Source organism: Pseudomonas cavernicola (genome assembly GCF_003596405.1).
GTDB classification, from domain to species: Bacteria; Pseudomonadota; Gammaproteobacteria; order Pseudomonadales; family Pseudomonadaceae; genus Aquipseudomonas; species Aquipseudomonas cavernicola.
Genome location: NZ_QYUR01000003.1, coordinates 101,894 through 111,778, shown reverse-complemented (window position 1 = coordinate 111,778; position 9,885 = coordinate 101,894). Strand labels below are relative to the sequence as shown.

21 protein-coding genes are annotated in these 9,885 nt (G+C 61.0%); all 21 read left to right on the top strand.

Annotation, left to right across the window (positions count from 1 at the left end; all coding sequences use genetic code 11):
• Window position 1: 1 nt before the first annotated feature.
• The 21 genes from D3879_RS14815 to D3879_RS14720 all read left to right on the top strand — a co-directional run bounded on the left by D3879_RS14815 (window position 2) and on the right by D3879_RS14720 (window position 9,835).
• Window positions 2–202: a hypothetical protein gene (locus D3879_RS14815; RefSeq protein WP_119955078.1), complete on the top strand. Its 201-nt coding sequence runs from the start codon at window positions 2–4 to the stop codon at window positions 200–202.
• Entirely contained in the window at window positions 199–1,191 is a 993-nt protein-coding gene (locus tag D3879_RS14810; protein ID WP_119955077.1) for a replication protein, read from the top strand. The genes D3879_RS14815 and D3879_RS14810 overlap by 4 nt, the downstream gene beginning before the upstream one ends.
• Window positions 1,188–2,522, top strand: coding sequence for a replicative DNA helicase (gene dnaB, locus D3879_RS14805; RefSeq protein WP_119955076.1), 1,335 nt, complete (start codon window positions 1,188–1,190; stop codon window positions 2,520–2,522). The genes D3879_RS14810 and dnaB overlap by 4 nt, the downstream gene beginning before the upstream one ends.
• Window positions 2,522–3,172, top strand: coding sequence for a PDDEXK family nuclease (locus D3879_RS14800; RefSeq protein ID WP_119955075.1), 651 nt, complete (start codon window positions 2,522–2,524; stop codon window positions 3,170–3,172). Before dnaB ends, D3879_RS14800 begins: the two co-directional genes overlap by 1 nt.
• A complete protein-coding gene (locus tag D3879_RS14795; RefSeq protein ID WP_147411157.1) occupies window positions 3,169–3,483 on the top strand; it encodes a hypothetical protein in 315 nt (104 codons plus the stop codon). Before D3879_RS14800 ends, D3879_RS14795 begins: the two co-directional genes overlap by 4 nt.
• Window positions 3,473–3,691, top strand: coding sequence for a TraR/DksA C4-type zinc finger protein (locus D3879_RS14790; protein WP_119955073.1), 219 nt, complete (start codon window positions 3,473–3,475; stop codon window positions 3,689–3,691). The genes D3879_RS14795 and D3879_RS14790 overlap by 11 nt, the downstream gene beginning before the upstream one ends.
• Entirely contained in the window at window positions 3,684–4,067 is a 384-nt protein-coding gene (locus D3879_RS14785; protein WP_119955072.1) for a hypothetical protein, read from the top strand. The genes D3879_RS14790 and D3879_RS14785 overlap by 8 nt, the downstream gene beginning before the upstream one ends.
• Entirely contained in the window at window positions 4,060–4,518 is a 459-nt protein-coding gene (locus D3879_RS14780; protein WP_119955071.1) for a recombination protein NinB, read from the top strand. The genes D3879_RS14785 and D3879_RS14780 overlap by 8 nt, the downstream gene beginning before the upstream one ends.
• On the top strand, window positions 4,515–4,763 hold the full coding sequence (locus tag D3879_RS14775; protein WP_119955070.1) for a hypothetical protein: 249 nt from the start codon (window positions 4,515–4,517) through the stop codon (window positions 4,761–4,763). The genes D3879_RS14780 and D3879_RS14775 overlap by 4 nt, the downstream gene beginning before the upstream one ends.
• Window positions 4,763–5,056 (top strand): DUF1364 domain-containing protein, encoded by a 294-nt coding sequence (locus D3879_RS14770; protein WP_119955069.1) that lies wholly within the window; start codon window positions 4,763–4,765, stop codon window positions 5,054–5,056. The genes D3879_RS14775 and D3879_RS14770 overlap by 1 nt, the downstream gene beginning before the upstream one ends.
• Window positions 5,053–5,775, top strand: a complete 723-nt coding sequence (locus tag D3879_RS14765) for a metallophosphoesterase (protein ID WP_119955068.1) — start codon at window positions 5,053–5,055, stop codon at window positions 5,773–5,775. Before D3879_RS14770 ends, D3879_RS14765 begins: the two co-directional genes overlap by 4 nt.
• A gap of 70 nt (window positions 5,776–5,845) precedes the next feature.
• The gene (locus tag D3879_RS27875) at window positions 5,846–5,971 is read left to right on the top strand and encodes a PSPA7_2676 family Cys-rich small protein (RefSeq protein WP_420800928.1); all 126 of its coding nucleotides are present in this window, start codon (window positions 5,846–5,848) and stop codon (window positions 5,969–5,971) included.
• A gap of 37 nt (window positions 5,972–6,008) precedes the next feature.
• Window positions 6,009–6,218, top strand: a complete 210-nt coding sequence (locus D3879_RS14760) for a hypothetical protein (RefSeq protein ID WP_119955067.1) — start codon at window positions 6,009–6,011, stop codon at window positions 6,216–6,218.
• Window positions 6,215–6,607, top strand: coding sequence for a VRR-NUC domain-containing protein (locus D3879_RS14755; RefSeq protein WP_238474258.1), 393 nt, complete (start codon window positions 6,215–6,217; stop codon window positions 6,605–6,607). The genes D3879_RS14760 and D3879_RS14755 overlap by 4 nt, the downstream gene beginning before the upstream one ends.
• Window positions 6,598–7,296 (top strand): hypothetical protein, encoded by a 699-nt coding sequence (locus D3879_RS14750; protein WP_119955066.1) that lies wholly within the window; start codon window positions 6,598–6,600, stop codon window positions 7,294–7,296. The genes D3879_RS14755 and D3879_RS14750 overlap by 10 nt, the downstream gene beginning before the upstream one ends.
• A complete protein-coding gene (locus D3879_RS14745) occupies window positions 7,293–7,511 on the top strand; it encodes a hypothetical protein (RefSeq protein WP_119955065.1) in 219 nt (72 codons plus the stop codon). Before D3879_RS14750 ends, D3879_RS14745 begins: the two co-directional genes overlap by 4 nt.
• Before the next feature lie 155 nt (window positions 7,512–7,666).
• Window positions 7,667–7,957: a hypothetical protein gene (locus tag D3879_RS14740; RefSeq protein ID WP_119955064.1), complete on the top strand. Its 291-nt coding sequence runs from the start codon at window positions 7,667–7,669 to the stop codon at window positions 7,955–7,957.
• Between the two features lie 160 nt (window positions 7,958–8,117).
• Window positions 8,118–8,372 (top strand): hypothetical protein, encoded by a 255-nt coding sequence (locus D3879_RS14735; RefSeq protein WP_119955063.1) that lies wholly within the window; start codon window positions 8,118–8,120, stop codon window positions 8,370–8,372.
• A gap of 172 nt (window positions 8,373–8,544) precedes the next feature.
• Window positions 8,545–8,916: a hypothetical protein gene (locus tag D3879_RS14730; protein WP_119955062.1), complete on the top strand. Its 372-nt coding sequence runs from the start codon at window positions 8,545–8,547 to the stop codon at window positions 8,914–8,916.
• Complete coding sequence (locus tag D3879_RS14725; protein WP_119955061.1) at window positions 8,913–9,341, top strand: lysozyme; 429 nt, start codon at window positions 8,913–8,915, stop codon at window positions 9,339–9,341. The genes D3879_RS14730 and D3879_RS14725 overlap by 4 nt, the downstream gene beginning before the upstream one ends.
• On the top strand, window positions 9,338–9,835 hold the full coding sequence (locus D3879_RS14720; RefSeq protein WP_119955060.1) for a lysis protein: 498 nt from the start codon (window positions 9,338–9,340) through the stop codon (window positions 9,833–9,835). The genes D3879_RS14725 and D3879_RS14720 overlap by 4 nt, the downstream gene beginning before the upstream one ends.
• The last annotated feature ends 50 nt before the right edge of the window (window positions 9,836–9,885 follow it).

The window sequence follows — 9,885 nt, the reverse complement described above, 5'->3', positions numbered from 1 at the left end:
GGTGAACGCCCACACCGAAGTGCGCAGCAAGGAGTTCCATCAGGCGATGGCGATGCTGAGTGCTCGATCGGTGCGCGGGATGTATAGCGAAGAGAAGAAACAAAAAGCCCGCAGGGAATGCCTAGGGCATCTGCGGGCTTCGTTGCGCCCTCCGGTTGCAGCCGGAGAAAACATGGATATTCAACGTCGGGAGCAAGTATGAGCAACGTTATCCCACTTCGCAACACCGGGGGATTTACCCGGATGGACAACACACTGATGGATGCCCTGGCGGCTGTTCATTTGTCGCCGGCGGAGTTCAAGACCCTGCACGTCATTACGCGCCTCACTGTCGGGTACGGACGCGCAGAGCACCGCATCACCGCAGAAGATGTCGCCAAGCGCACCCATATCCTGCCTGCCCACGTTTCCCGCGCCATAAGCAAGCTTCTTGCCCGCCGGATCATCTACCGCATTGGTGGGAGCCGCAGCGACATTGGTGTTTGCGACCCGAAAGAATGGGTGTACGAAGAACAGAAAACCCCCACGTCGACTCAACCAAAAACAGTCGAAATTACCAATATTGGTAATCTGGACAACGTATCGAAACTACCAAATTCGAGCGACTCCCTTCTCTATACAAAGAAAGAACCCCTAGTAACTGTTCCTACGGAACAGATTACTGCCCCCCAGGGGGCTGAACCCACCAACCTTGAGCAAGGGTCTCTGGTTTCGTTCGATGGCGAAGATTTCAAAGTCGACGATGCCCTGATCACCAAGTGGGCAAAAGCCTATGCCCCGGTTGACGTTGAAGCCGAGATCGTCCGTGCCGCAGCCTGGGCCAGCGGCAGCAAGCCGAAGAAGGACTGGCGGCGCTTTCTGATCAACTGGCTGGGTCGTGAGTTCAAACGCAATCCCAAAGGCGCCGACGAAACCAACGTACCCGTCGACAAGATCATCGACTTGTACCACCGCACCTGCCCGAACCTGCCACCAGTATCCGTGGCCAGCGATAAGACGCTGCGCAGCATGATCGTGGAGCGTTGGAACGAGTCCGTGGCTCACCAGAGCGGCGGCGGATTCTGGAAGCCATTCTTCGTGAAGGCGAACAGCCGCAGTCAGGTGTTCTTCCGAGGGGCCAATGTGGCGCCGCGGCTGGAGTCGCTGGTCAGCCGGTCCGTCTTCCGCGAAATCTCGGAGGCGGCGCAATGATCGACTTGCACAGCCTCGAAGCAGAACACGGCGTGATCGGCGCCATGCTCATGCAGCCCCACTTGATCGATGTACTCAGCGAAGGCCTGGTCGCAGCCGACTTCTACTGGCCCGAGAATGAGGATCTGTATCGCCTGATCCTGGCGCTGCGCGAAGACAGTCAGCCAGTCGACGTGATCACCCTGAGCGACCGTAAGCCGGTGCTGACCGACGACGTGCAGACGCTGGTTTATGCCGCCGAGATTCAGCAAAACACGCCCAGCGCCGCAAACGCCAAGAGCTACGCCAAGATCATCCGGGAGCGCGCCCTGGCTCGCGCCATCGTGTCGGCCAGCGGCCGCATCGCCGATATCGCCCACGAACGGATGCCGGTGGAAGACAAGCTCGCTCAGGCGCAGTCGGTAATCCTGGCGCTGGACGGCCAGGCTGCCGACGACGAATGCCAGGTGGTTGGCGACATCCTGCGCGACCATATCGAAATCTTGCAGGCGCGCAGCGACAAAAAGGGCGAGCTGGACGGGCTGTCTACCGGCCTGAGCGATCTGGACGACAATCTGCAGGGCCTGAAACCCGGGCAGATGATTACGCTCGCCGGCCGGCCGGCCATGGGTAAGACCACCTTGGCCATGAACATCGCCGAGGACGTGGCGCTGCGCCAGAAGCTGCCAGTGCTGGTGGTGTCGCTGGAGATGAGCAAGTCGCAGCTCATGGATCGGCTGTTGTCAGCTGTCGGCAAGATCCCACTGAACAAGATCAAGGATGGCTCCGCTCCCGCCGATCACGGCACGGCGCTGAACGTGGCCGCCGCCAAGCTGCGCGATGCGCCGCTGCTGGTGACCGACTTGCCGTGCATGACCGTCCCGCGCATTCGCTCGATTGCCCGGCGCATGAAGCACAAGCACGGCGGTATGGGACTGGTGGTGATCGACTACATCGGCCTCATCGAAGGCGAGGGGAATAACCGCACCGAGGACGTGAGCACCATGTCGCGCCAGATAAAGCTGATGGCGCGCGAGCTTGGCTGCCCGGTGCTGATCCTCTCGCAGCTCAACCGTGGCTGCGAGTCGCGCCCGGACAAGCGCCCAGTGCTGAGCGATCTGCGCGACTCGGGCGCCATCGAACAGGACTCCGACATCGTGCTGTTTGTGTACCGCGACGAGGTTTATCACCCGAACGGTCAATACAAGGGCGTTGCCGAGATCCTGGTGCGCAAGAACCGCGACGGCGAGATCGGGACGGTCTTTACCTCGTTCCAGGGCGCGCTGAGCCGGTTCGCGCCATTGGCCTATAGCGACCACCAGAAGTCTAGCGGTGACGGGGAGGGCTGGTGATGCGCAGCAAACAGACCATATTCCGGTACGCAGGCTATGAAATGCGCTCTCACTCCGAGACTCGCTGGGCTGCAATCATGGATGCCTTGAGCATCGTTTGGCTGTACGAGCCACGCGTCATTGATACCCGGCACGGCTGGTATCTACCGGACTTCTTTATTCCTGCCGCTGGCGTTTTCGTAGAAGTCAAAGGGCCGACACCGAACACCGTGGAGATTGAGAAGGCTGGCGATGCAGAGACCCAGACAGGATGTCCGGTGATCTTCGCTCATGGCAGGCCGGAGTTACTGCATGCAGAGCTTTTCCACGGCCTGATCAGCTACTACAGCGGGAAAGGCGAGGTCAGCTTCTCAACTGCCGAGATTGGCGCCCTTGTCCGCAAGCACTACGACCTGCGCACCTATGCCAGATACCTGTCCGAGGGCGAGCACCAGCACCGCCCTGATGTAGTTTCGATAGGCGAGGCGCTGGCCGAGGTGATTGTGGGCTGGATGGATCGAGGCGCCCGTGAGCAGAGCCTGGCAAGCATCCACATGCCGCTGAATGAGAAGAAGACGGCCTGGCACGGCCAACACAGCAAAGCAGAGTGGTTGCTGGCCGAGTTCGCGACCAAAGCATCCCACTGGCGAGCTCAACGGGAGGCCGCATGATGACCAACCCGCTCACCTTCCTCGCCGCCCTGCGCGGCCTGCATCCGGACCTGGCTCGTTACGGCCGGAACGGCGGCTGCTATCGGGTCTACCTGGCGCTGCAACAGGTGTTCCCGAACGCCCAGCCCTACTACGACGGCGACCATGTGCTGACCAAGATTGACGAGCACTTCTACGACATCGGCGGAAGCATCGAACCGGGCACGCATCGGCCGATGAGCGCACACGAGCAACAGCGCACCCAGTTCTGGCAGCCGCTGCCGGCGCTGAGTGCCGAACAGGCATTGCAGGAGGCAAACCATGGCCGATGACGCCGACGTAACTCAAGACTGTATCGAGGTCGAGCTGAGCAATGCCCTGGCGGCGCGCGTGCAGTACACCGGCATCGCTGCGACCGAGTGCCAGGACTGCGGCGACGCGATCCCGCCAGCGCGCCGGGAGGCCGTGAAGGGTACGCAGCATTGCACGCCCTGCGCTGAGTTGCTGGCGCTCAGGGCGGGAGGTGTTCGCCGTGGCTGACTATTCGGAACTGAAGCGGCGAGCACTGGCGCTGAAATCTATCGGCATGACTGCGCCGTTCTCCGCTGAGCACAACCAGGCGGCCATTGCGTATCGATGCGTATCGACTCACGACATCATCCTGGCGCTGCTCGCGGAGAACGAGCGGCTTGAGGCGACGAAGAAGGCGCTTATTGTCGAGCGCAGCGCGCAGCTGGAGCAGCTTGAACCGCTCCGCGCCGAGGTAGAGGCGCTACGGAGGGATGCCGCGCGCTGGAAATGGCTGGAGGGCTCCGCTGACTCCGCCACCTGGGAGCACATTGGCTATCAGGCGCAGATGAATCGGCATTTGCACGTCGACGCCGCCATGAGCAAGGGAGGGCGCGCAGATGGCTGAGAAGATCCGGCTGAACGCCATCACCGACCTGTCCACACTCCAGGCCGCCATTCGCCGCAAGGGCTTCCCCTGCAACATTGCGATCACTGGCGCTGGGCGCAGCTTGCCGCAGAACGCGCTGTTTCATAAGTGGTGCGAGTGCGCCGCCCAGTTCTTCGTGAGCATGGGCAAGACCACCTTCGCCACTGGCAAGCCGATGGACGCCGAGAACATGAAGCGCAACCTCAAGCAGACCTTCCTGGGCGAAGAGCTGATCCGCGACATCAATCTGAAAACCGGGCAGGTAACCGAGCGTTACGAGCTCAAGCACACCAGTCAACTCGACAAAGGTGAAATGCACTCCTTCATGACCTGCGTTGATGCCTGGGCCAGCGAGCACGGCATCTACCTGCCGCATCCCGAGGACAGCGAGTACATGAAGATGCGCGTCAACATGGGGGAAGCGGCATGAGCAAGATTCTCGTTCTAGGTTCTGGCTCTCGCGCACTGATCACCGCTTTGACCCTGAGCATGACGCGCTTGGACAAATCTGTTCGCGAAGCCATCCCCACAGCTATCACTTTTCATGCTGCCGCTGATGATTTCCCCGTGTGGACGCTGAAGCCCGCTGCCGAAGACCCTTTCCGGGGTGGATGCCGCAGCAAGGGCGAGAAGAAACGTGCGGCTCGCGAGCGCCGGCAGAGGGGTGGCTACTGATGTCAAAGCTCACCAAGCTCGCCCGCGACCGCGAATGCCAAGTGAGGCTCGTCGGCATCTGCAACCGCGACCCAGCCACCACCGTGCTTGCTCATTACCGCCTGGCCGGTACCTGCGGCATGGGGGTGAAGCCAAATAACCTCCAGGGTGCTTGGGCCTGCAGTGCATGTCATGACGCATGCGATGGCAGGGCCAAGACCGGCTACAGCCAAGACGAACTACGCCTGATGCACTTGGAAGGCGTGATGCGGACCATCGACATTCTGGTTCGGGAAGGGAGTGTGGCGGCATGAACCTGATCAAGCGTTTCGAACGCAACACTGCCGGCCGCGACTTCGCTGTAGGCGATATCCACGGGCACTTCACTCGACTGCAGGCCGCTTTGGATGCTGCTGGCTTCGACTCGGCAGTTGATCGGCTGTTCAGTGTCGGCGACCTGGTTGATCGCGGGCCGGAGTGCCGTGACGCGCTCGACTGGCTGGCCAAACCCTGGTTTCACCCGGTGCGCGGAAACCATGATGACTACGTCGTTCGTTTCGATACCTGTGACGTTGACAACTGGATCTATAACGGCGGCTCCTGGTTTGCGGGCCTGTCGCTCTACGAGCAGAAAGAGTTCGCCGTCCAGTTTGCCGAGTTGCCGATCGCCATCGAGGTGGAGACGCAAGAAGGCCTGGTCGGCATCGTCCACGCTGATTGCTCGTTCCTGTCCTGGGATGAGCTGCGCGCCGAACTGGATACGCCAGAAAGTAAAAAGCGCCTGAAGCTGGTGATGAACACTTGCATGTGGTCGCGCTCACGCATTGAGAACCAAGAGCCGCATGGAGTGCTTGGCATCCGCGCTTTGATCGTCGGCCATACACCCATGAGCCAGCCAGCGCGCCTGGGCAATGTGATTCATATCGACACGATGGGATGGATGCCGGGCCGCGGCCACTTCACGCTGATCAATCTCCACACCCTGGAAACCATCCCGGCGATGCCGGCAAAACTGGATTGGGAGGCCGCGTGACCTTTCAGGAATGGCTCGCTGAACAGCGCCGCCAGCTCGAACAAGCAGGACTGATAGGGGAGAGGAAGCCATGACCATCACTTGTTTTTTCCTGGGTTGCCGCTGGGGCGCTGGAACGGTTCGCTGCCTCACCGGTGAGCGCCTGCTGGTGTTCCGGTGCAACCGCTGCGGGTCACACCGCACGGTCACGGAATAAGCAACGCCATCATCGAAAGCCAATTGAGGGATCAGCCATGACTGAGAAAGTGACCAGCCTCACCGACCGCAATGGCTTCCCGCCAAAGCTGAGCCATGCCGGCGACACACTCTGCACCGAGATATGGGAGGCAATCGAGCGCGCCGTAGAGCTGGGCCTGCCGACCGCCATGATCGTCGGCTTCATTGAAATGGCGAAGATGGAGCTTGTGGCCGTGTTGTTAGACGACGACGGGGAGCCGGCATGAGGCTGGCCAAGGTCGCTGACCTGATCCCATTTGAAGAAGACGACCAGATCGCGCTGATTCAATGGTTTGACCGGCAATACCCGGCGCTCGCTGGCCGCCTCGCATCGTCGTCCGGCGGGGCTCGTATGACCATGCGCACGGCGAAGCGTCAGAAGGCCGCCGGCAACCGCAAGGGATTCCCAGACCTGAACCTGCTGACGCCGCGCCATGGCTTCTCCGGACTGGTCATTGAATTGAAGCGGGTGAGGGGCGGCCGGCTGGAACCAGAGCAGGCCGACTGGCTGGAATGGCTGGCAGAACAAGGATTCATGGCCGTCGTCTGCAAAGGCTTCGACGCGGCCCGCGACACCATCAAGGGATATTTGGGGGAGGGGACACCATGCAACTGAATAGCGCACGTCAGGCTTGGCACGACAGTCTGTATATGCCCTGGGATTCCGTCATGGCCGGATCCATCGACCGCGCCCAGCTCGGCATCATCGAGGCGTCCGGGTACGTCCGCCGCAAGGCCACCGAGATCGACGAGAGCGGCAAGGAGATCAGCTACACCCGACTGGTGCTCGCTCCCGGTATCAAAGGCACGCGTCCGGATGGAGCCACCTCAACCGGTCGCTGCGCTCACCAGGCCATTGCCGGCCGGGTGCAGATGGCCATCGACACGCTGTCCTCCGAGCTCAAGGCTTTCGGGCATTGGCTCTACAGCCCGACGCCGACCGCCGAGCACCGAGAATCCGCCGAAGAGACCGTCTTCTGCATTGCCTATCACTCACTCGTCCAGGCTGGCGGGCGCATGACCACGGCGAAGTGGCAGAAGGCCGAGTTCGTGGCCAAGGGCGTGCTCTACCGCTACCGCCGCATGCACCAGGGCGGGCAGAGTTCGTGCGAAGACCCGCTGGCGAAACCAGAGGCATTCCGGGCTGCGCTGCTCGATACCTACGGCGTGGCCCTGGCATCCGAGAACTGGGCTCGCGAATGGGGCCCGTTTGTGCAAACCTGCTTCGACGTCTGCAACGATATCGACAAGCAGGCGCTGCGCCCGGTCGCAGCTGTCATTAGCGAGATGAAGGAGGCGGCATGAAAGGTAGCGAGCTCACACAAGTAGGGTACTACTGGTACTTTCCCGACGATGGGGATGAGGGAGACTGGCAGGGTGAGCCCCAGATTGTAGAGCTCTGGCGGGATGATGCAGGGCTTGAGGCCTTATTTACCGGCAGTGATGTTGGTGATCTGCCTGAAAATGCCCTCGGTGATTTTATTGGTCCGCTTGAAATCCCAGCGCACAAATCAACGTAGATATGTCGCAAACACACGCTTGACCTTCCCGTTCGGATGGGAGTAGGATTTCTCCACTATGTCGTTCTTCACCCGGAAGAAATAGACAACCAAAACCCGGCCATCGTGTCGGGTTTTTTGCGTCCTGAGAAAATCAAACCCACGAGGAATGCCGAATGATGAAGCGACTCACGATCTATCTGGGGTTTGCGCTCGCCGCATGCCTATCCTGTTTCTCCCTGTCGGCATTGGCTCAGCCTGTCGTCAGTGCGTATCACGCGGCATTCACCATTGGTGAGCCGCAGGGTGTCGCGCTCAAGCGCTTGGAGCTGACTCTCGCCATGTGGCAAACGGGCAGCCAGTCAACTGACGAAGGCCTGAAGACCAATCTGCGCGCATCCAGCAATCACTTCGTGATGACCTCGGCGAAACCGCTGCCTGATGGCGACGGCTTGACGCCCTGCTGAATACGCCTGGTCGCAATGGAAAAAGCCCGGACACGTTTCGGGCTTTTTTGTACTTCCGAGGAAAGCCGCTACCCAAGTGGACGCTTTCCCGGATGTACCGAATCCCGCAGGCGCAAGACTGATAGGCCCTCCTGCAACCAGCAGCCCAGAGGAAACCGTTATGTCGAACCGTATTCGCTGCAAGATGATCTGCCAAGAAGTCACCCCGAACACCCACGGGGATCAGACCAACCCAATGGCCCTGGTACGCTTCGGTGCCGTCTGGTCGCCCGAGAGCGGCAAGCCCGAGGACGAGAATGCGGTCTTCGGCAAGTACACGCCCTGGGGAGAGTACAAGGCATCCTGGGCCCTGCCGGTCGCCGAACTGCTGGAAGTCGGCAAGGCCTACTACCTGGACTTCACGCTCGCCGAGTAAGACCCCAATCCTTTGCCGGGCTCACCTCCGGCCTTTTATTCCCACACGTCCGGCCACCATTCCTGTCTCTTTGCTCCCAGGCAGATGGCATCGCATTGGTGCGCCGGACCTACTCGACACCACCAGGCGCAAGCCGGGAGTGCCCTAGATGAAATCCACAGGGATCAACACTATGACCGAACCAATGAGCTCGGCAGCAGGCGGCCTCGCCCTGTACAAGCTGGGCGCGTTCGGAGGGCTTGCCGTGCTGGCCGCTATCGTGGTGATGGCCATGACTCTGCCCAAGACCGTGCGCGAGTTCGTGGTCGCCATGATCAGTACGACCGTGTCCAGTCTGTGTGGTGGCGCCTTCGTTGTGCGCTGGCTGGGGATCGGCCATTGGGCGCAGGACGATGCCGGGGTGATCGCCATTGGCGGGATCATCTTCTTCTGCGGCCTGCCGGCCTGGGTGATCGTGAGGGCGTGGTTCGTCTATGCCGAGAAGCGCAAGAGCGCGAGCCTGCCGGACATGGTGAAAGAGATCCGCGAGTCGACTGGACTATGAACGCCAGTGATGCCGGCCTCGCCCTGATTCAGGACTTCGAAGGCTTGCGTCTGACCACCTACCGCGACAGCGTGGGCGTGCTGACCATCGGCTGGGGCCATACCGGTCCAGACGTGGTGCAGGGCATGGCCATCGACCGCGCCGAGGCCGAGCGCCTGTTGCGCGATGACCTGCACGACGCCGAACGCGCCATTCAGCGCCTGGTAACTGTGCCGCTCAAGCAACACCAGTTCGACGCCCTGGTCAGCTTCACCTTCAACCTGGGCAGCGGCAACCTGCAAGGCTCAACCTTGCTGCGCAAGCTGAACGCCAAGGACTACACAGGCGCAGGTAGCGAGTTCTCGCGCTGGAACAAGGCGGGCGGCCGCGTGTTGTCCGGCCTGATTCGTCGTCGCGCCGCTGAGCGCGCGCTGTTCATTGGATGAAAGCCATCCTCAGTCTCGTCCCCATCTGGCTATGGGCGCTGCTCGGCGCTGCCGCCATTGTCGGCATTCAGGAGCTGCGCATCAGCTGGAAGGAGAGTGCGCGGATCGAGGCTGAAGCCGAGCTGGATACGAGTGAAGCCAAGGCCGCTTCATTGAGCGCAACCCTCAAGCTGAGCCGGGAGCTGATGACCGAGCGAGACTCCCTTGATACCAAGTACCAGCAGGAACTCACCGATGCCCGCAAAGACAATGAAGGCCTTGCTGCTGATGTCGCCGCTGGTCGTAAGCGCCTGTCAGTCGCAGCCAAATGCACAGCATTGCCCGCCAATACCAGCGGCGCCAGCGTGGATGATGGTGGCGCCTGCGAACTCACTGCAGCAGCTCGACAAGATTATTTCACCCTCCGAGGTCAAATAGCCCAGACCGGTAAGCAACTGGCTGGGCTGCAAGCGTACGTCAATGGCGTATGCCGGAAGAGTGAGGCGAACCCATGATCACAAGCCTCTACGTGCGGGTTCGCGTTAGCTGGTGGCCGCCATGCTGC